We start from the raw sequence: 19,207 nt of genomic DNA, 5'->3' as shown, positions 1-19,207 counted from the left end.
CGAGGTGGGCACGCGCAGCGTGCTTCGTCATCTGACTGGCCCGATATGTTTGAGCGCAGCGGCGCAGCCGCGTAGCGAGTTGAAGGGCCCCACCTCGTCACGAGCATCGCAGGGTAGTCCTGCCAAGGGCAGGACCGTCAACATGAAGCCCTGACGCAGGCCACCTCGGCCGCGCCCCGCGCTCCCCCGACAGAGCACCACGGACAAAGCACCAAAGATCAATACGTCTTGTAAGGCAGGAACTTGCCCGACATGGTGATGCTCACGCGGTCGCCCTTGGGGTCGGGCTCGCGCTGCAGGTCCATCTTGAAGTCGATGGCGCTCATGATGCCGTCACCAAACTCTTCATGGATCAGCGCCTTGAACGTGGTGCCGTACACGCTGATCAGCTCGTAGAAGCGATAGATCAAAGGATCAGTCGGCACCGAAGTGGGCAGCGAGCCCTTGTAAGGCACCTCCTGCAGCCACAACCTGGCCTCATCCGGCAGATCAAAGATGTCGCCGATCACCGCCGCCTGCTCGGTTGTCAGCGTCATCTGCCCCAGGCAGGCCGCCGTCACCCATTCCTTGCTCAGGCCCACCTTGCTGGCCACATCCGCCCACTTCAGGCCCTTCTTGACCTTGGCCTGCACGATCAGGTCGGTCACGTCTTCTCGGTTCATGCTCAGCTCCATGTTGATTCACAAGAGCCTCATGCCCAGCAAGGATCGTACCGACCTGCCCCCGGCTCAATCCACCAGCGCGTGCTTGATGGCGGCGGCCATGGCCTTGTGCAGCTCCAGCGCTTCGGGCAAAAAGCGCCCCATGTTGATGAAGTCGTGGATGACGCCCGGCCACTCGCGCACCTCGACGGGCACGCCGGCATCACGCAGCTTTTGCGCGTACTGATGGCCTTCATCGGTCAGCGCATCGCACTCGGCCAGGCCGATCCAGGCGGGTGCCACGCCACGGTGGTCAGGCGCATGCAGCGGCTCGCGGTGCCAGTCGTGGTCCAGCGAATCACCCATGGTCTGCCGCTCGAACCAGTTCATCAGTTCGGCGCTGAGCAAGGTGTCCTGCGAGAAGGCCTTGAAGGATTCGGTCACGCTGCGTGTCTGCACCGAGGGGTAGACCAGAGCCTGCAGGGCCAGCGGCAGGCCGGCATCACGCGCCATCAGGGCCACGGCGGCCGACAAGGTGCCGCCCGCGCTGTCGCCGCCCACGGCGATGCGCTGGCCGTTGAGCCCCATGCTGCGGCCATGCTCGACCAACCAGGTGAAGGCCGCCCAGCAGTCTTGCAGGCCGGCGGGGTATTTGTGCTCGGGCGCCAGGCGGTAGTCGATCGCCACCACGGCCGCGCCGCTTTGCACCGCGATCTGGCGGCACATGGATTCACAGGTCTCGATGCTGCCGATCACGAAGCCGCCGCCGTGCAGGTACAGCAGCACGGGCTGCTCGGGCTCATGGCTGTTGGCCCACAGGCGCGCGCGGATGGGGCCGGCCGGCCCGGGGATGTGGAAGTCTTCCACCCGTGCCAGGGGCGCATGCGGCAACTCGGAGGCCGCCACGCCGGCTTGATACGCCAGGCGGGCCTGCTGCACCGGCAGCTTGTGGATGGGCGTGAAGCCCGCGCGCTTGACGTTGTCCAGCAGCAGCCGGGTCAGGCGCGAAAAACGGGCAGCATGAGGGTTGGCTTGCGGCTTGTCTTGTTCGGCGGGCACTTGGCTTGTCTTTCGTACAAGGGTGAGTCCAGGACTCGGTTCAGGGCGGGGTTCAGCGCTTGATTCACGGCGCCGTGATGCGGATTTCCAGCTGCTCGGACTGGCTGTCATCCAGGTCACGGGTCGACAGGCTACCCGATTGCTGGCGTTGCACGCGCCCACCGCTGCGCGCCACCACCGCCCATTGCCCCAGCGGCACGGACAAGGTGCTGGCCACCTCGATGCGGCGGGTCTGGCCGTCCGGGTCGATCTGGCCACCGTAGACGCCGCCCATCTGTGAGCCCAGTTGCGCGGGCTGGCGGGCCTGTGCCTCCAGCTCGACGATGACGGGCGCGTGGCCACCCGCCCAGCGCGGCCGCACATTGAGGCCCTGGCCCAGGTCGATCCACACGGTCTGGGGCACCATGTTGACTGGATAGTTGCCTGCCTGGCCATTGCCACCGGCAGGCGTGTTGCCCGAGGCCCCGGCCGTGGCGCCCCCCGCGTTGGTACCCGCATTGTTCGCCTGCGGCCCGATCACACCCAGGCCCCCGCCGCCCTGGCCCGTCCAGGCCCACTGCCACACGGTATAGGGCTGGCTCTTGCCCACGAACAACCGGGCCTTGCCGCCGTTGAGCACCTGCACCTGTTGCACCGTGTCGGTCTGGCTTTCGGTCTGGATCGTCTCCATGCCGATGCTGGTGCGCCCGACCACGCCGCCACGGCTGTCCACGATGATCTGCCCGGTGCGGATGCCCTGGTTGCGCTGCTGGGTCTGGCCCTGGCCACCCATGCGCCATTCCACCAGCAGGTTGCGCTGGGGCAGGCCGCCCTGGCCTTCTGCCCATGCCGCCTGGCCCGTCTGCCCCACCAGGCAGGCCCCCAGCACCAGTGCAGACAGCCGCCCGCCGGGCAAACCACTTCGGGTGCCCATGGCTTTCAATGTTTCTCGCATCGTGACATCCTTCACACCGATGAAGCCGTTTCCAAGCTTGCAACAAAGGGCAAGCCGTGCTTTATTTCCATCGCTCGAAATATCTTTTCATCGGCGATGCTCAAGTCGTTCCCGAAAGGGACGATATGCGATCAATCTGCCACAAACCCAGTACGCGTTCGCGCAGGATTTCGGCAGAACCGACTGGTTTTAATCGAGATGGAGGCTGGCAAACATGCAGCTCGAAGCCCTGTTCAAGCAACCCCAGGCCCTTCCGGCCATCCCCAAGATCGTCCACGAGCTGATTGACAGCTTCAACAGCGACGACGTGTCGATCGACGAGATCGCCAAGAAGCTGGCGGCCGATCCGGTGCTGTCCGCGCGCTTGCTGCGCCTGGCCAACTCGGCTTACTACCATGTGTCACGCAGCGTGGGCACCGTCAACGACGCCTTGTCCATGCTGGGCTTCGTCACCGTGCGCACCCTGGTGATCAGCTCCGGCCTGACCGGCGGCTACAAATCCATGCCCGGCATGGACCTGTCGCAGTTCTGGCGCTACAGCATGCACACCGCGGCCGTGTCCGGCTGGCTGGCCAAGAAGGCCTCGGTCAATGTGGACCAGGCTTTCACCGTGGGCCTGATGCACGCCATCGGCCAACTGGTGATGCACGCCGCCATGCCCGAGCAGATGCTGCATCTGGACAAGCTGGCCTCGCCGATGGACCCACGCCGCATCGACATGGAGACCACCTCCTTTGGCTACAGCTTCGCCAATGTCGGCGCCGAGCTGGCCCGCCAATGGCGCTTCCCCGTGACTTTCGTGGACGCCATCAGCAAGTTCCCCGCGCCGCTGGCCGCTGCGCCTTTCGACCCGGTCGCCGGTGTGATCCACCTGGCCGTGTGGCGCGCCCGTGCCGAGCACAACCAGCTGTCCGCCGAAGAGTTGGCCTCGACCATCCCCGCAGATGTCTGCCAGAAGCTGGGCCTCAAGCCCGACGTGCTGCTCAAGGACATGCCGCCCATGTCCGAGCTGGCCGAAGGCCTGGAAGCCATGATCAGCTAAATCGACAGCGGATCCACATCCACCGCCCAGCGGATCAAACCGCTGCGGCGGTTTTTTTGCGCCAGCGCCAGCCACACGGCCTGCGACTGGCTCAAAAAGCGCTGCAGGGCCGGCCGCGAGGGCGACTCGACCATCAGCTGCGCCCGCTCGACATTGGCCACGCGCTGCACGGGCGTAGGTACCGGCGGGTACAGGGTGATGCCGCCCAGTGCCTCGGCCAGGTGGGCCACGGCCTCGATGGCTTCGTTCAGGAAGGCCACGGCGGCCTCCTGCGTCTTGGCTTCGGCGCGCAGCATGGCCAGGCTGGCGTAGGGCGGCAGGCCGGCCATCTCGCGCTCCTTGAGCTGCTGCGCGGCGAAATCGGCGTAGTCATAACGGCTCAGCGCCTGGTAGAGCGGGTGCGTGGGGTGCCAGGTCTGCACCCACATCTCGCTGTGGCCGGCCACATCGGCATCGCGCCCGGCCCGGCCTGCGGCCTGCAGCAAGAGCGCGAACTGGCGCTCGGCCGCGCGGAAGTCGCTGGCGAACAAGGCCGCGTCCGGGTTCACCGCCGCCACCAGGGTGATGCGCCGGAAATCGTGGCCCTTGGCCACCATCTGCGTGCCCACCAGCACGTCCACTTCGCCGGCGTGCACAGTGGCCAGGCGTTCTTCGAGCGCACCCTTGTGTTTGGTGACATCGGCGTCAATGCGCCCCACACGCGCGCCCGGCAGGGCCTCGGCGAGCTGCTCTTCCAGGCGCTCGGTGCCCCGGCCCACGGGGTGGATGTCGGTGTTGCCGCAGTCCGGGCAGGCACGCGGCACGCGTTCGGTGAAGCCGCAGTGGTGGCAGCGCAGGGTGCGGTCCACCTTGTGGAACACGCGCCAGGCGCTGCAATGCGGGCAGCCGCTCTTCCAGCCACAGTCACTGCAATGCAGCACGGGCGCGTAACCCCGCCGGTTGAGCAGCACCAGGCTTTGCTCGCCCTGTTCGATGCGCTGGGTGATGGCGGCGAGCAGCTCACGCGCCACCGGGGGCGGCTCCTGCCCGCGCGGCAGCTTGGGGGCGCGCGACAAGTCCAGCACGCGCACACGCGGCATGTCGCCATCGCCCACCCGGGCCGGCATGGCCAGGCGCACGTAGCGGCCCGCGCCGCCTTCGGCCTCGGGCAAGGCGTTGTACCAACTCTCCAGGCTCGGCGTGGCCGAGCCCAGGATGACGGGCACCTTCTCCAGCCGGGCGCGGTAGACGGCCAGGTCCCGGGCGGAGTAGCGGGCGCCATCTTGCTGCTTGTAGCTGGGGTCGTGCTCTTCGTCGACCACGATCAGGCCCAGCCGGGGCAGCGGCGTGAACACCGACAGGCGCGTGCCCAGGATGAGGTCGGCATGCCCGTAGTGCGCCATCAGCCAGTTGCGCAGGCGCTGGGCCGGCGTCAGGCCGCTGTGCAAGGACACGATGTGGCGCCCGGCAAAGCGTTCGGCCACGCGCGCCTCCAGCTGCGGCGTGAGGTTGATCTCGGGCACCATCATCAGCACCTGGCGGCCCTCGTCCAGGGCGCGCTGGGCCTGGCGCAGGTAGACCTCGGTCTTGCCGCTGCCGGTGCTGCCCCACAGCAGGAAGGGCTTGTCCCCAGGCGGGCCCCCTGCGATGGCCAGTTGCGCCAGGGCCTGCGCCTGCTGCTCGGTCAGGACCGGCAGCGGCACGGGCGGAAGGGGAACCGCCGCCGAGGCGGGCGGCTCCTGCGTACAGGCCGGCTCGGGGGGCACCTCCGCGGATGCCTTGCGCCGCCGCTTGGGCGTGGCCTCGGGCGGCGAGATCACCTTGTCCAGGCGCTTGAGCCGGCGCCCCCACTGCAGGGCATCCAGCTGACGCAACTCGGGTGGCAGCACCATGAGCGCCATTTCACCGAGGCTACGCTGGTAGTAAGCGCTCGCAAACTTGACAAGCTGCCGCCAGGCATCGGGCAGCGGTGGCAGGCCATCAAGCACCTCGATCACGGCCTTGAGATCCTGTTCGGCCACCTCGCCCGCCGCGCTGTCAGCCCCCGCTTGCCACACCACACCCGTCACCACCCGGCGGCCCAACGGCACCCGCACCAGGGTGCCCGGCTGCAGCGGCTGCGTGCTCAGGTAGTCCAGCGCCCCCCACAGGCCGCTGTGCTGAGGCGCCTCCACCACCACCGCGACGCGGGATGGCGAGGGGGGATGAGCTGACATGCGTTCTTGTCTCCGAAATTCTTACAAGGATATGAACTGATGCAGGCAAGTGCTTGATTCGATTGGGCTTCACCCTTATCCACGGGGACTGTGGATAACTTTGTGGGAAAGCTTTGTAAACGCGCGCTAAATGCTTGTCAGACGGTCGTTTGGATCAAATTGCCTCAAGATGAGGCAATCAAGGGCGTTCTATATAAATCAACAACTTAGCATCGATTGTCGGGCATCTGACCGTTCTGCCGGCTTTGCCCCATCTGTGTGCACATGGGTTCGCATTCATGGGGATAAGTGTGGTATCGCCTGTCAATTTCGAGGGTAATCCCTAGTTGCTCAAAGCCTTACACACTTTGTCAGACACTGTGACATTGTTCACGGACTGAACAGGGTTGCCCGGCCGATTCTTTCATGCACTTTTGGCCGAGCACGCCAATTTGGCGCCCGAGGCCCCGGCGCGAACGGCCACTTGCTGAAAACTATCAAAGTCAGACGGAAGCAGTGCCCGCTAAGTGCTTGATTTGTTTACATCTGAACTTGTGCACCGTTTCTGTGGATAACTTTGTGGGAAACCTATGCACACCCGCGCTAACTGCTTGTCCGCCTGGGGTTTATCCTGATCTGCACCAAGAACAGGCAAAGTCAAAGTTTCTTTCAAAATCAAGCACTTAAGACGTATGCCCGTGATTTGCGCAGGGGCCTCCGTCAAAGCGGACAAGGGCCTTGTCGTTCGCCCTTTTTTGGGGATAAGTCAGGTGGGTTAACACAAAAATTGCGCCGCTCCCGTGCCGCAATCGCGCGGAATTTGTGTTACCGCAAGCCGTGTTCAGGGCAAGGGCCACACCACACACACGCTTCAGGGGCAGGAAAATCCCGCCCTGGCCGCAAACACCCGTTTGAAGCTTGTTATGCTTGAGGATGCGCCCAAAGCAGGTCGCCTGCAGACATGCTGGGTGCGCTTATCTGAGTCAACCCATCATCCTTAGAGAGACAACCATGAGCTTCTCGATCGAATCCAAACTCGGCGACCTGCTGGACAACGAAGCCACCAAGGCCATCCTGGAAAAGCACATGCCCGGCATTTCCACCCACCCGCAAATCGGCATGGGCAAGGGCTTCGCCCTGTCGATGGTCGCCAAGTTCTCCGGTGGCCTGATCACCGAAGAAATGCTGCAGAAGGTCGGCGCCGACCTGGCTGCCCTGGGCTGATCGGTTTCCGGTCCCCCACCAAAGAGCCTCCTGCGGGAGGCTTTTTTCATGGGGTTGGACGCGTCCAGCCTGGCGACACCGGTCGCCCCCCGGACATCATTAAAAACTCAAGGAGAAACAGATGACCTCATGGTTCAAGCCCAGCTTTGCAGCATCCATGTTCATGGGCATCGGACTGGCTCACGCCACCTCCGTGACCATCCCAAGCGGCACCGAATACCAGGGCATCGCCTTTGGTGGCGGGGCGCTCAACATGGACTTTTACATTGACTTGCTGCAAACATGGGACAGCACCAAAGCCACCCTGAGCAGCTACGGCGCCGCCAGTGCCACCGTGACCAAGGACTCGGATGGCTTTTACGAAAGCGCGGGTTTCAGCGCCCCCCTCACCTCGCTGACCATCGATGACCACACCAACGAGGTGCTGTCTCTGGCCACAACAGGGGGGATCACCGTGCAGTCACCCCAACTTTTTGGCATGTCCACAGGGGGCTCCTTGACGGTGACCGACCTGAACATCGACCTTGCCAACAAGAAGGTCTATGCCAACCTGATTGGGGGCAATGGTGTGGGCGCCCTCAACAACGTCTATCTGTGGGACATCGGCAGCGTGACAGGCCTCACCAATCCAACCGGTCCTGGCACTACCGTGGCCAGCATGACGGGGCTGAAGATCACCGCAACAGGCTACGCGGTACTCGAAAAATCCCTGGGGCTGATGATCTTGGGCAGACAACTCTACCAATACACAACCGACTACGGCACGCTCACGGCCACCGTGGTACCCGAGCCCACCAGCAGCACGCTGATGGGCCTGGGCCTGGCCGGCCTGCTGATCAGCAAGCGGCGCAGGCAGGGCGCTTGACGGTGGTTCCCGATACCCGCATCAAGAAGCCTCCTATGGGAGACTTTTTTCATGGGCGCGCCGCTACAGCGGTCGTGAATTGCGCCGTCTTCTAGGCGGGGGCCGTGCTTGCCCCAATGCCTGCCTGATTCAGGCGCTGCTACCTTGATGGCATCGGACTACGTCGTCCCCCATCAAAAATCAGGTGAAGCTCATGAGATTGCGATTCAAGCAGGGCGTGGTTGCGTCCATGTTCCTGGCTGCTGGCCTGGCCAGTGCCGCCAGTGTGACGGTCCCCACGAACACCCTTTACAACGGCTTCTACCTTGAGCCCCAGGCCGCCAGGCTGGACTTCAGTGTCGACTTGCTGGCCGCATTGGACACCAGCAAGACGAACGTCGTGGGCTATGGTGCTGCCACGGCCACGGTGTTGAAGGACTCAGACGGTTTCTACACAGAGGCAACCGACGCGGCCCCCATCACGTCGCTGACCATTGATACGGGCACCCAACAGGTGCTGTCTTTTTCCACAACGGGTGGCGTCACCATGACCGCACCCGTGCTCAAGAGTGTGTCTTCCGGCGGCTCGCTGACCGTGACGGATTTGAATATCGACCTGGCCAACAAGAAGATCTACGCCACCCTCATCGGCGGCAATGGCGTGGGCACGTTGAACAACGTCTACTTGTGGGACATTGGCTCCATCACCGGCTCCACCAGCACCCAGAACTCAGGCACCTACATCACCACCCTGACGGGGCTGTCCATCACCACGGAGGGCTTCAACAAAGTCATGACGTCCTTAGGCCTGTTTAACTTTGGCGAGAGTGCGCTGACAGGGGTCACGGACTTCGGCACGATCACCGTTGTGGCGGTGCCCGAGCCCGGCACCCCGGCCTTGATGGGCCTGGGCCTGGCGGGTCTGCTGATCAGCAAGCGGCGCAGGCAGGGCGCTTGACGGCGCCCGATCCCCGCATCAAGAAGCCTCCTGCGGGAGGCATTTTTCATGGGCGCGCAGCCGCAACGGTCGTGAATTACGCCGTCTTCGAAACGGGGGCCGTGCTTGCCCCAATGCTGGCCTGAAGAGCGCGCCGCAAACTTGGCCACACCGGACAGCATCGTCCACCAGTCCAAAATCAGGTGCCCCCCCCATGAAACCAATCTTCAAATCAGGCCTGGCTGCGTCCATGTTCATGGCCGTTGGCCTGGCGCACGCCAGTTCCGTGACGATACCAGCCGGTGCGCAGTACTACGGCGCACCCTACTACGGCACAAGCATCAACGGGGTGAGCACGCTGAGCTTGAGTCCCGATGTGCTGATGACGCTGGACATTATCCAAACGAGCGTGACGAGCTATGGGGCCGCCGCGGCGAGCGTGATGAAGGATAGCGACGGCTTTTACACGCAGGTGTCTGTTGCTGCGCCCATCACCTCGGTGAGTCTTGACACCCAGAGCACCGACATCGTGTCGGTGGCCACAGCCGGTGGCATCGTCATGACGGCCCCTGCGCGCAAGAGCGTCGGCTCCGGTGGCTCGCTGACCGTGACAGATCTGAACGTCGACCTGGCCAACAAGCAGGTCTACGCCACGCTCATTGGCGGCAACGGCGTGGGCACCTTGAACAACATCGCGCTGTGGAACGTGGGCAGCGTCACCAGCAGCGGGCTGATCACCGGCTACGACAGCCATTGCGGCTTCTACAACGATTGCCTCTACGTCGCGCCTGGCATGACGCTGTCCGGCTTGCGCCTCACCGCCGACGGTTTCAACAAGGTTGCTCAATCACTGGGCTTGTTGAGCCTGGGCAAGTCGGCGCTCACGGGCATCACCGATTTCGGCACCATCACCATGGGCGCGGTGCCCGAGCCCAGCACCCCGGCCTTGATGGGCCTGGGCCTGGCGGGCCTGCTGATCAGCAAGCGGCGCAGGCAGCGCGCTTGACGGCGCCCGATCCCCGCATCAAGAAGCCTCCTGCGGGAGGCATTTTTCATGGGCGCGCAGCCGCAACGGTCGTGAATTACGCCGTCTTCGAAACGGGGGCCGTGCTTGCCCCAATGCTGGCCTGAAGGGCGCACCGCAAACTTGGCCACACCGGACAGCATCGTCCGGCGGTTCCATTCCTAAATCAGGTGAAGCACATGACACAGCAATTCAAATGGGGCCTGGTGGCCTCCATGCTGATGGCAACGGGTCTGGCCCATGCCACCAGTGTGACGATACCGGCCGGTACGCCCTACTACGGCACCCCCTTCTACGGCGCGACAGTCAGCGGGGTTGCCAACCTGAGCCTCAGCTCGGACATGCTCGCCACGTTGGACACCGTCCGGGCGAGTATGGGCGCTTACGGTGCCGCCGTCGGCACGGTACAGAAAGACACCGATGGCTATTACACACAGGCATCGGTGGCGATGCCGGTGAGTTCACTGACCATCGACACGGTGGCCATTGCACCTCTGGGCGTGACCACAGCAGGTGGCTTGACCCTGAGCATGCCCGCGCTCAAGAGCATCTCGTCCGGCGGCTCGCTGACCGTGACGGACCTGAACATCGATCTGGCCAACAAGAAGGTCTACGCCACCCTCATCGGCAGCAACGGCCTGGGCACCGTGAAAAACGCCTACCTGTGGGACATCGGCAGCGTGACGGGCCCCGAGTTGATCACAGGCTTTGACAGCCACTGCGGCGCCTACAACGATTGCCAATATCTGGCGCCGGGCATGACGCTGACGGGCCTGCGCTTCACCTCTGGAAGCTACACGCAGTTTTCACAGGCCCTGGGCCTGTCGCAACTGGGCTGGGCCGCGTTCGATGGTCCCGCCGATTTCGGCACCATCACCATGGGCGTGGTGCCCGAGCCCGGCACCCCGGCCCTGATGGGCCTGGGCCTGGCCGGCCTGCTGATCGGCAAGCGGCGCAGGCAGGGCGCCTGACGGGCGCTTACCAGGTCTCGGTCGGCTGGCTGCAGTCGGGGGCAGAAGGGTTCACGTCACAGCGGATGCGCTTGATGATCTTCAAGCCCTTCTTGTCGTAGAAGCCCTTCTCGGCCATGTCGATGCGGCCATCACGCATCAGGTTGACATAGCGCTCGGCATCGGCCTCGGTCGGGTCCAGCCAGAACTTGGCCGGGATGGTGGCGTCCGCACGCTTGATCAGCTCGACCACGTTGTCGAAGCGGCCCGCCCAGGCTTCACGCGACTTCTGGCCGAAGCCTTCGGGGAACTTGTCGCGCTTGAAGATCATCTGGTAGGTCAGGATGGTCATGGGGAAGCGGTGCACCGCGCCCTTGGTGCCCATGCCCTTGTACAGCTCCAGCGGCTTGAAGGCGATGGAAGGCGCCATCACCACGTCCACATTGCCGTTGTTGAACATGGTGCCGAAGTTGGTCACGTCCGCGGCCACGGGGCGGGCGCCCACGCGCTGGATCAGCTGGGACTGGGCCTTGTCGTAATCGAAGGCAGCCACACGCTTGCCGCTGGCAGCTTCGAGGTTGCTGATCTGGCGGTCATTGACGAAGGCATAGGCCGCGCCCAGGGGCACGATGCCGCCCACTTCATATGCACCTTGCACCATCAGCGAGGCAGCCTTGGGGCTGGAGAAGGTCTGGATGGTCTTGCGCACCACTTCCAGGCTGGCGTTCATGTCCAGCTTGCCGTTGCGCACCACCGTGGAGGCGCCCACCGAGTCCAGCGCGGCGGTCAGGGCATTGAAGGCACGCGTGCGCAGGGCCGTGGCCATGACGGCGTCACACTGGCCCGTGCGGAAGTCTTCCACCGCCACACGCTCGTCCACATAGGCCTTGAGCTCCATGTCGGTGCCGAACTTCTGCATCTCGATGGCGTAGTCCTTGGCCGAGTTGTAGCCGTCGCCGCCGGTGCCGAGGATGTCGAAGATGCACACATGCTGCTTGGCCGCCATCACAGGGCTGGATGCCACCAGGGCCGCCACGGCAGCCCATTGCCATTTCTTGTTCACTGAGTCTCTCCAGGGTGGGCGCATGAAGGCGCCGGTTTGAATCGCGGCGGATTTTGCGACAGTTCGCGATAACCCTCGCAAGCAGATGTGTCCGGTCATGAATTGCCCCCCTCGTTTACGCGGTTGATCCGCGTCAACCCTGATGGTCAGCTGGAACGCCGCCGTTAATCTGACGCCATGGTGCTTGTCATCACTGACCAGCCAGTCGCCAACACGGGCAGCACGTGCCACCCCCAGAGAGCAAGAGGAAACAATATGAAACTGACATTCAAGCAAATCGCCGCCGCCACCCTGTTCGTTGCAGCTGGTGCTGCCCAGGCAGCCTCCGTCACCATCAACGTCGGCGGCAGCTGGAACGGCCTGACCGCCACGGGCTCGGCCACGCTGAGCTTCAGCGCCGACCTGCTGGGTGCCCTGGACACCGGCAAGATCGCCCTGGCCAACTATGGTGCAGCCGTCTCCAACATCACCAAGGACACCGACGGGTACTACGTCAGCGCCTCCGCCGCTGCCCCTGGCACCGCCATCACCTTTGACGACACCACCCTGAACGTGCTGGGCGTGGCCACCACCGGCGGCATGACGCTGACCGCCCCCGTGGTCAAGAGCGTGTCCAGCGGCGGTTCGCTGACCGTGACCGACCTGAGCGCCAACCTGACCAACAACACCATCTACGCCACCATCATCGGCGGCAATGGCGTGGGCACGATCACCAACTTCGCGCTGTGGAACTTCGCCACGCTGACCGGTGGCACCACCATCGCAGGCCCTGGCACCTACAACAACTCCATCACCGGCCTGAGCCTGACGACGGACGGCTTCAACAAGTTCTCGCAAGCCCTGGGCCTGTTGAGCCTGGGCAAGGCGGCCATGCAGGGCATCACCGACTACGGCACGATCAGCTCGACCATCGTCGCCACGGCCGTGCCTGAGCCTTCGACCTACGCCCTGATGGGCCTGGGCCTGATCGGCGTGGCCGTTGCCAAGCGCCGCCGCGCTGCCTGATCACGCTTTGATCAACCCGCCAGGCTTGAGAGCCTGGCCAAACCCCCGGGTGCGCCCCTGCATGCGGGGGTTTTTTGTTTCTGCGTGTTGCATGGCGGCGCGCCGCACAGGCAAACCCGGTTGTGGTGGTGGCAGCCAAGCGCCACCGTTCGGCTTGAACCGCCCTTCACGTCGGTACACCACCACATCAAGCCAACCAAAAAAGAGAGGACCCACTCATGAAATGGAACATCCCACACGTTCTGGCTGCCGCACTGCTGACCGCAGCAGGCGCCTCGCAGGCCGCCACGGTCACGGCCCAGACCTGGGACCTCTATATCAGAGGCACCGCCACGTTGTCCTTCAGTGCCGACCTGCTGTCGGCGCTGGACACCGGCAAAGTCAGCGTTGCCGGCTACGGATATGCCGACCCGCCCATCGTGCAACAGGACACTGACGGCTTCTACAACGCAGTGTCTGTCACGGCCCCGGTCAGCACCCTCACGTACGACAACGTGTCCACGGCCTTGCTGGGGATAGGCACGGTAGGGGGCGTGACCTTGACGGCGCCCGTGCGCAAGAGCGTGTCCAGCGGCGGGCAGCTCACGGTGACCGATTTGAACGCGGACTTGAGCACCCGGACCATCTACGCCGACATCATCGGCGCCAATGGTGTGGGCACGCTGTCACACCTCGCCCTGTGGCATGTCGCGAGCATCACCGGCAGCACCAACTTCTACGGTACGTATGGCGGCCCCGCGATCACCACTTTTTCTGGCTTGTCGTTGACCAGCGAAGGCCTCGACGCCTTCACGCAGTCTCTGGGCTTGCTGACGCTGGGCCAGTCGGCGCTGATGGGGGTGACGAACTTCGGCACCTTAACCGCATACGTCAACACCGAGCCCCCTCTGTTGTCGCACCCTCCCTTAACGCCCCCCTGGTATGTCAGCCCCACACCCGAGCCCTCGACCTACGCCCTCATGGGCCTGGGGCTGATCGGCGTGGCCGTTGCCAAGCGCCGCCGCGCTGCCTGATCGCGCTTTGATCAACCCGCCAGGTTTGAGAGCCTGGCCAAACCCCCGGGTGCGCCCCTGCATCCGGGGGTTTTTGTTTCTGCGTGTTGCATGGCGGCGCGCCGCACAGGCAAACCCGGTTGGCGAGCCGGGCTGGTTGCCTATGCTGTCTGTCCATAAACAAATTCACAGAGAGGCAGAGCCATGAAACGCGCCATTCAATTTCGAGACATCGCCACCGCATCGGCTCTGTTGCTGGGCCTGGCCACAGCCCAGGCGAGTGTGATCACCACGCCAATCGACCAGATTCCCCTGTCGGGTGCAGCGTCGCTGAGCTTCAGCGGCGACCTGCTGGGTGCACTGGATACGGGCAAGGTCTCCGTGACGGCGTATGGTGCTGCGATATCAACCATCACCAAGGACAACGACGGTTTCTACACAGGCGGAACGGTATCGGCCCCGCTGACCACGCTCACCTACGATCCCGCCAACTTCGAAATCTTCGGCATGGGCTCCACCGGTGGCCTCACCATGACGGCACCCATCCTCAAAAACGTGTCGTCTGGCGGGTCGCTGACGGTGACGGATCTGCGCGCTGATCTGAGTGCCCAGACCATCTATGCCACCGTGATCGGCGGTAATGGGGTCGGCACCATCAGCGACATGGCCTTGTGGCACTTCAGCGGGCTCAGCAGCCAGCGATACACCCGCTACCAGACCATCGACACGTCCTTCAGCGGGCTGTCCGTCGCGATCACCGGGCTGACCATCACGCAGCAGGGTTTCAACGCCTTCACCCAGTCGCTGGGCTTGTTGACCTTGGGCAAGTCAGCGCTGATGGGTGTCACGGATTACGGCACGATCACCTCGACCATTGAGATGATGGATGCGCCAAACTTTCCATGGTCCGTGACCAGCGTGCCTGAACCATCAACCTACGCTCTGATGGGCCTGGGCCTCGCAGGCCTGGTGATGGCAGCCAAGCGCCGCCGTTCGGCGTGAGCGTCGCACTACTTCGTCACACCCGGCATCAAGCCCATCAACAGGAGAGGAACACCCCATGAAATGGAACACGCAACACATTCTGGCCGCGGCACTGCTGGCCGCAACAGGCGCCACACAGGCCGCCACGGTCACCGCTCAGGCCTGGGACCTTGAAATTGCCGGCAGCGCCACGCTGTCCTTCAGCGCCGCCTTGCTGGGGGCCCTGGACACCGGCAAAGTGACCATCGCCAGCTACGGCTACGCCACGCCGCCCATCGTTCACCAGGACACCGACGGTTTCTACACCGAGGTGCAGGCCGTCGCGCCGATCAGCACCATCACGTATGACAACGTGTCCAACGCCTTGCTGGGGATGGGCTCGGTGGGTGGCGTGACACTGACAGCGCCCGTGCTCAAGAGCGTGTCCAGTGGCGGGCAGCTCACCGTGACCGACCTGAACGCAGACCTGAGCACCCACACGGTCTATGCCAAGGTCATCGGCGGCAACAATGTGGGCACGCTGGATCACCTGGCGCTGTGGCATTTCTCGGGTGTCACGGGCAGCACCAGTGTCCTGGTCAGCTCCCTGTCGACCACGCTGACAGGCTTGTCGCTGACCACCGAAGGCTTCAATGCCTTTTCGCAATCGCTGGGCTTGCTGAACCTGGGCAAGTCGGCACTGTTGGGCGTCACCGACTTTGGCACCATCACGGCGACCACCGTCCACATGTTGATGGACGGCGACAACATGACGCCTCCGCCCTGGTATGTCGGCCAGGTACCCGAGCCCTCGACCTATGCCCTGATGGGCCTGGGCCTTGCTGGCCTGGTGATGGCCCGCCGTCGTCAGGCGCGCTGATCAAGCCGCCATGGACGCCGCCCCGCCGTCGTCCAGCTGACCCACCACGGGCTGCATCGCGCGGCCCGTTTGCTTTTGGGGGCCGATGTGGCGTGCCAGCACGGCGTGCAGGTCTTCGCGCTTGAAGGGCTTGCCCAGGTAGTCGTTCATGCCAGCTTCCTGGCAACGGTGACGCTCGGCCGGGAACACGTTGGCGGTCAGGGCCACGATGGGCACGGGGGCGATGCCCAGTTGCATCTCCTGCACGCGGATCTGGCGGGCGGCCTCGAAGCCGTCCATGACGGGCATCTGGCAGTCCATCAGCACCAGGTCAGGCCGGTGGCGCGCCAGCCAGTCCAGCGCCTTGCGCCCGTCGTCCAGCGTGTGCACGTCCAGGCCGATCTTGCGCAGGGCGGCCTCGGCCACCAGGGCGTTGATGGGGTTGTCCTCGACCAGCAGCACCAGGCCCACGGCGCCCGTGTGTCCGGTGGGCTCGGCGTGGGTGGGCACCGGCGCCCGCTCGGCGCTGGCAGGCAGCGGCAGCACGCACTCGAAGGTGGAGCCCATGCCCCGCTGGCTGATGCAACGCAGGTCGCCGCCCATGGCGCGGCACAGCTGGCGCGAGATCGTGAGCCCCAGGCCGGTGCCGCCGTGGCGCTTGCCCAGCCCGTTGTCGACCTGGTGGAAGGCGTCGAAGATGTGCTGCTGCTCCTCCACCGACATGCCGATGCCGGTGTCGTGCACCAGGAAGGACACCTGCTGCCCGTCCTCCAGCAGCAGCACACTGAGGGTGACGCTGCCCTGGTCGGTGAACTTGATGGCGTTGCCCAGCAGGTTGTGCAGCACCTGCCTCAGGCGCATGGCGTCACCCAGCACGGCATGGCTGTCGGGCAACTCGGAGCGCACGCGCAGTTGCAGGCCCTTGCGGTTGGCGGTCACGGTGGACACGCCCGCCACCTCGTCCACCAGTTGGTTCAGGTCGAAGCAGCTGTGGTCGATGTGGACGTGGCCGGCTTCGATCTTGGAGACATCCAACACGTCGTTGATGACGGTGAGCAGGTGGTCGCCCGAGCGCTCCAGCAGTTCCAGGCGGCGCAGGGCCACGGGGCGGATCTCGTCATCACGCAGCAGGCGGCTCAGGCCCAGGATGCCGTGCAGCGGGGTGCGCATCTCGTGGCTCATGGAGGCCAGGAAGCGGCTCTTGGCCTCGCTGTGGTGCTGCGCCAGGGCCAGCGCATGTTCACGCTCCTGCAGCACACGCTCGTGCTCAAAACGCAGGGTCAGCAATTCAACCAGCCGCACATAGGCCCGATGGGCTTCGAGCAGCAGCAAGGCGGTGAAAGCGGTGAGGCTCAGTGCGCCAAAGAGCCCGTAGGAATCATGCCGGGTGAGGCTGTAGACCGCGCAGGGCAACAACATGAACAGCACGTGGCAGGCCGTGGCGACCACATCGGCGTGCAGGATGAAGGCCGACAGCGAGGCCACGCCCAGGATGGCGGTGAGCGTGATGGCGGTGAGGTCAAGACGGTCCACAGGCACCAGCCACCACCAGGCCGCGCCCCACAGCAGGCCGTCGAGCATGACCAGCGCCACAAAGCTCCTGTACCAGGCCCGGTTGGTCTTGTCCTCGGAACGCATGTAGTAGTGCGCGTGCACCACCCGCGTCAGCACCACGATCAGGCGCACGCCGAACCACCACGCGATCTTGGTGGGGGGCACCTGGTCGTGCAGCAGCCAGCCGAGCGCGAGCGCAAAGCCCACAGCCATCGTCATGACGGTGGGCACGTGCACACACAGCATGCGGACCCGCTCGGACCACAACTGGGTCTGGAGATCGGCCTGGTCCCTGGTTTGTTGTGTGGCGCGGTCTGCTTGTGACAGGCTGCTGGGGTTCATGGTGGTTGTGCTTGGATGCACCCCAAGTATCGGCGGGCGTTCAAGCCCGGCCCATCTGGGTTTGCGCTTGATGGCGCTTGCACAGGGCGCGTTTTCGCCCGCCCCCTGGCGAGAACAGGGGGGGCCCAGCGGCCACGCGCCAGGGTTAGGCCTTACAGGCGGCCAATGCAGTTGGGAGCGCCACAGCAGCAGCGCAGGCGCCCGGCGTGGTGGGTTTCGCCATAACGCGCGGTCAGCTCTTCACCGGCGTCGATGTCGCGCAGGGCATAAAAGGCCACGCGCCCTTGCTGCACCTTGAGCACCATATTGGGCATGCAGGAATGGTTGGCAAAGCGAAGCGGGTCGGTGGAATGGGTGGCGTCCACGGCGCGTTTGTCCGAAATGGCCACCATGAAGATGCGGCCTGTGCTGCGCTCGGCCTCGCGGGCGCGTGCACGGGCGGTGGCCATGTCGATGAACTCACCACGGATCTCGCCGATCTTGCGGCGCGCCGGGATGGGCTCGCCCGCGAAGGCGCCTTGCCCGTCGATGGCACTGGGGCCTACGTCAACCTTGAACTTTTGCGGATTGGCGGGTTGGCCCTTGGCCGGCCCAGACGAGTCGGCACCTGCGGCACCCTGGGTCTCGCCCAAGGCGGTGGTGTCGGGAGAGGTGGCAGGAGCAAGCGGGCGCAGGGTCGGCATGCCCTGATTGTCGCGCACAGGCCGTCAGGCGCCGAGCTGATCGGTGTCGCAGCTCCATTCGAGGATCTGCCAGGCCGTGCGGGCTGGGCCTTGTTGCACCTGGGCATGGTGCTCGTCCACGCGTTGCACACCCCAGCCCAGGATCTGGCCTTCGCGTTCGGGCAGGGTCGAGCGCTCGATGGCCCACTGGCCTTGCCCGAGCCGCCCGAAGGAGACCTCGCAGGCCAGCCAGTCCAGCGCCTGGTCCGGGCTGTGCAGCAGCACGTCGGTGAGGGTGTAGCCGGGGTTCATGCCACGTGGCCAGCGTGCTGCGCGAGGGCGCACAGCCATCATGTAGTCGCCTGCCACCAGGATGCGTGCGCCGGTGTCGCGCCCGTCCTGGGCCAGTTCGGCCAGGGTGAGGAAACGCCCGACGGAGTCCGGCAGGCGCTCCCAGATCTCGTTGTAGCTGTCGTGCACGCCGATTTCGATGAGCCGGTCCGGCCGATCGAAAATCAGCCAGCCGGCGTCGGGCTGCAAGGCCGGGGGTTGGTAGTCGGTACGGCGCAGCCAGTTGCAGATCTGGCCTTCGGGCAGGTTGTCCAACTGGGTGACGCCGGCAAAGCCCTGCTGGGCCGCCAGGGCCGCAAGCTGCACGGGGCTGAGCTGGTTCAGGGGCAGGGCTTCGCGGCCTTCCAGGGCGCTTTGGGGCACGCGCAGGTCGGCATGCCACAAGCTGGTCTGCATCCAACGGACCCAGCTGCTGTCGTCCTCCTGCGGGGCCTCGTCGGCATCGGTGCCTGTTTGCAGCAAGGTGCGGCGCCACACGCCCCGGACATCGTCCGGGACAGCTCGGTGCGTGGTGCTGGAGGGAGGGTCCGCGTTCATGGGGGTTTTAGGTGCAACGAACCAAGCGCCAGGCAACACACGCGCTGGCA

The 19,207-nt window shown here is 64.7% G+C and carries 18 protein-coding genes; 10 read left to right on the top strand and 8 right to left on the bottom strand.

Annotation, left to right across the window (positions count from 1 at the left end; genetic code table 11):
• Positions 1-218: 218 nt before the first annotated feature.
• The 3 genes from cynS to JY96_RS12220 form a co-directional block, all read right to left on the bottom strand.
• Positions 219-662, bottom strand: a complete 444-nt coding sequence (gene cynS, locus JY96_RS12230) for a cyanase (protein ID WP_035042564.1) — start codon at positions 660-662, stop codon at positions 219-221.
• A 66-nt stretch (positions 663-728) separates the two neighbouring features.
• Positions 729-1,700, bottom strand: coding sequence for an alpha/beta hydrolase (locus JY96_RS12225; RefSeq protein WP_035037770.1), 972 nt, complete (start codon positions 1,698-1,700; stop codon positions 729-731).
• A 64-nt stretch (positions 1,701-1,764) separates the two neighbouring features.
• On the bottom strand, positions 1,765-2,613 hold the full coding sequence (locus tag JY96_RS12220) for a hypothetical protein (RefSeq protein WP_035037768.1): 849 nt from the start codon (positions 2,611-2,613) through the stop codon (positions 1,765-1,767).
• Positions 2,614-2,848: 235 nt separating this feature from the next.
• On the opposite strand from JY96_RS12220, the gene JY96_RS12215 reads away from it, so the two are divergent.
• Entirely contained in the window at positions 2,849-3,676 is an 828-nt protein-coding gene (locus tag JY96_RS12215) for an HDOD domain-containing protein (RefSeq protein WP_035037765.1), read from the top strand.
• Here the strand turns inward: JY96_RS12215 and priA are convergent.
• Complete coding sequence (gene priA / locus JY96_RS12210) at positions 3,673-5,871, bottom strand: primosomal protein N' (protein WP_035037762.1); 2,199 nt, start codon at positions 5,869-5,871, stop codon at positions 3,673-3,675. The two genes, JY96_RS12215 and priA, sit on opposite strands and share 4 nt — an antisense overlap.
• Before the next feature lie 990 nt (positions 5,872-6,861).
• Between priA and JY96_RS12205 the strand changes: the two genes are divergently transcribed.
• From JY96_RS12205 to JY96_RS12185, 5 genes are all read left to right on the top strand, one after another.
• The gene (locus JY96_RS12205; protein ID WP_052162459.1) at positions 6,862-7,074 is read left to right on the top strand and encodes a hypothetical protein; all 213 of its coding nucleotides are present in this window, start codon (positions 6,862-6,864) and stop codon (positions 7,072-7,074) included.
• Between the two features lie 121 nt (positions 7,075-7,195).
• On the top strand, positions 7,196-7,939 hold the full coding sequence (locus tag JY96_RS12200) for a PEP-CTERM sorting domain-containing protein (protein ID WP_035037759.1): 744 nt from the start codon (positions 7,196-7,198) through the stop codon (positions 7,937-7,939).
• 193 nt (positions 7,940-8,132) lie between these two features.
• Entirely contained in the window at positions 8,133-8,876 is a 744-nt protein-coding gene (locus JY96_RS23980) for a PEP-CTERM sorting domain-containing protein (protein ID WP_081961218.1), read from the top strand.
• 193 nt (positions 8,877-9,069) lie between these two features.
• Entirely contained in the window at positions 9,070-9,861 is a 792-nt protein-coding gene (locus tag JY96_RS12190) for a PEP-CTERM sorting domain-containing protein (RefSeq protein ID WP_081961217.1), read from the top strand.
• Positions 9,862-10,058: 197 nt separating this feature from the next.
• The gene (locus JY96_RS12185) at positions 10,059-10,850 is read left to right on the top strand and encodes a PEP-CTERM sorting domain-containing protein (RefSeq protein WP_035037754.1); all 792 of its coding nucleotides are present in this window, start codon (positions 10,059-10,061) and stop codon (positions 10,848-10,850) included.
• Between the two features lie 7 nt (positions 10,851-10,857).
• Here the strand turns inward: JY96_RS12185 and JY96_RS12180 are convergent, their stop codons facing one another.
• Positions 10,858-11,892 (bottom strand): putative solute-binding protein, encoded by a 1,035-nt coding sequence (locus tag JY96_RS12180; RefSeq protein ID WP_235333911.1) that lies wholly within the window; start codon positions 11,890-11,892, stop codon positions 10,858-10,860.
• Positions 11,893-12,147: 255 nt separating this feature from the next.
• On the opposite strand from JY96_RS12180, the gene JY96_RS12175 reads away from it, so the two are divergent.
• The 4 genes from JY96_RS12175 to JY96_RS12160 all read left to right on the top strand — a co-directional run bounded on the left by JY96_RS12175 (position 12,148) and on the right by JY96_RS12160 (position 15,732).
• On the top strand, positions 12,148-12,897 hold the full coding sequence (locus JY96_RS12175) for a PEP-CTERM sorting domain-containing protein (protein WP_035037752.1): 750 nt from the start codon (positions 12,148-12,150) through the stop codon (positions 12,895-12,897).
• 218 nt (positions 12,898-13,115) lie between these two features.
• Entirely contained in the window at positions 13,116-13,910 is a 795-nt protein-coding gene (locus tag JY96_RS12170) for a PEP-CTERM sorting domain-containing protein (RefSeq protein ID WP_035037750.1), read from the top strand.
• 183 nt (positions 13,911-14,093) lie between these two features.
• Positions 14,094-14,891, top strand: coding sequence for a PEP-CTERM sorting domain-containing protein (locus JY96_RS23750; protein WP_035037748.1), 798 nt, complete (start codon positions 14,094-14,096; stop codon positions 14,889-14,891).
• 58 nt (positions 14,892-14,949) lie between these two features.
• Positions 14,950-15,732, top strand: coding sequence for a PEP-CTERM sorting domain-containing protein (locus JY96_RS12160; RefSeq protein WP_035037745.1), 783 nt, complete (start codon positions 14,950-14,952; stop codon positions 15,730-15,732).
• Here the strand turns inward: JY96_RS12160 and JY96_RS22280 are convergent, their stop codons facing one another.
• The 3 genes from JY96_RS22280 to JY96_RS12145 all read right to left on the bottom strand — a co-directional run bounded on the left by JY96_RS22280 (position 15,733) and on the right by JY96_RS12145 (position 19,157).
• Positions 15,733-17,607: an ATP-binding protein gene (locus JY96_RS22280; RefSeq protein WP_052162457.1), complete on the bottom strand. Its 1,875-nt coding sequence runs from the start codon at positions 17,605-17,607 to the stop codon at positions 15,733-15,735.
• Between the two features lie 152 nt (positions 17,608-17,759).
• Complete coding sequence (locus JY96_RS12150) at positions 17,760-18,290, bottom strand: SET domain-containing protein (protein ID WP_081961635.1); 531 nt, start codon at positions 18,288-18,290, stop codon at positions 17,760-17,762.
• A 24-nt stretch (positions 18,291-18,314) separates the two neighbouring features.
• On the bottom strand, positions 18,315-19,157 hold the full coding sequence (locus JY96_RS12145; protein ID WP_052162456.1) for a hypothetical protein: 843 nt from the start codon (positions 19,155-19,157) through the stop codon (positions 18,315-18,317).
• Between the last annotated feature and the right edge of the window lie 50 nt (positions 19,158-19,207).

The organism is Aquabacterium sp. NJ1 (assembly GCF_000768065.1).
Taxonomy (GTDB): domain Bacteria; phylum Pseudomonadota; class Gammaproteobacteria; order Burkholderiales; family Burkholderiaceae_C; genus Aquabacterium.
This window is presented reverse-complemented; position numbering and strand designations above follow the sequence as displayed.

Excerpts from the sequence above, each read along its gene's own strand:
- JY96_RS12145 (WP_052162456.1), bottom strand. The coding sequence starts at position 19,157 with ATGAACGCGGACCCTCCCTCCAGCACCACGCACCGAGCTGTCCCGGAC.
- priA (WP_035037762.1), bottom strand. The coding sequence starts at position 5,871 with ATGTCAGCTCATCCCCCCTCGCCATCCCGCGTCGCGGTGGTGGTGGAG.
- JY96_RS12200 (WP_035037759.1), top strand. The coding sequence starts at position 7,196 with ATGACCTCATGGTTCAAGCCCAGCTTTGCAGCATCCATGTTCATGGGC.
- JY96_RS12160 (WP_035037745.1), top strand. The coding sequence starts at position 14,950 with ATGAAATGGAACACGCAACACATTCTGGCCGCGGCACTGCTGGCCGCA.
- JY96_RS12170 (WP_035037750.1), top strand. The coding sequence starts at position 13,116 with ATGAAATGGAACATCCCACACGTTCTGGCTGCCGCACTGCTGACCGCA.
- JY96_RS12205 (WP_052162459.1), top strand. The coding sequence starts at position 6,862 with ATGAGCTTCTCGATCGAATCCAAACTCGGCGACCTGCTGGACAACGAA.
- JY96_RS12150 (WP_081961635.1), bottom strand. The coding sequence starts at position 18,290 with ATGCCGACCCTGCGCCCGCTTGCTCCTGCCACCTCTCCCGACACCACC.
- cynS (WP_035042564.1), bottom strand. The coding sequence starts at position 662 with ATGAACCGAGAAGACGTGACCGACCTGATCGTGCAGGCCAAGGTCAAG.
- JY96_RS12190 (WP_081961217.1), top strand. The coding sequence starts at position 9,070 with ATGAAACCAATCTTCAAATCAGGCCTGGCTGCGTCCATGTTCATGGCC.
- JY96_RS22280 (WP_052162457.1), bottom strand. The coding sequence starts at position 17,607 with ATGAACCCCAGCAGCCTGTCACAAGCAGACCGCGCCACACAACAAACC.
- JY96_RS23980 (WP_081961218.1), top strand. The coding sequence starts at position 8,133 with ATGAGATTGCGATTCAAGCAGGGCGTGGTTGCGTCCATGTTCCTGGCT.
- JY96_RS12220 (WP_035037768.1), bottom strand. The coding sequence starts at position 2,613 with ATGGGCACCCGAAGTGGTTTGCCCGGCGGGCGGCTGTCTGCACTGGTG.
- JY96_RS12185 (WP_035037754.1), top strand. The coding sequence starts at position 10,059 with ATGACACAGCAATTCAAATGGGGCCTGGTGGCCTCCATGCTGATGGCA.
- JY96_RS12215 (WP_035037765.1), top strand. The coding sequence starts at position 2,849 with ATGCAGCTCGAAGCCCTGTTCAAGCAACCCCAGGCCCTTCCGGCCATC.
- JY96_RS12175 (WP_035037752.1), top strand. The coding sequence starts at position 12,148 with ATGAAACTGACATTCAAGCAAATCGCCGCCGCCACCCTGTTCGTTGCA.
- JY96_RS23750 (WP_035037748.1), top strand. The coding sequence starts at position 14,094 with ATGAAACGCGCCATTCAATTTCGAGACATCGCCACCGCATCGGCTCTG.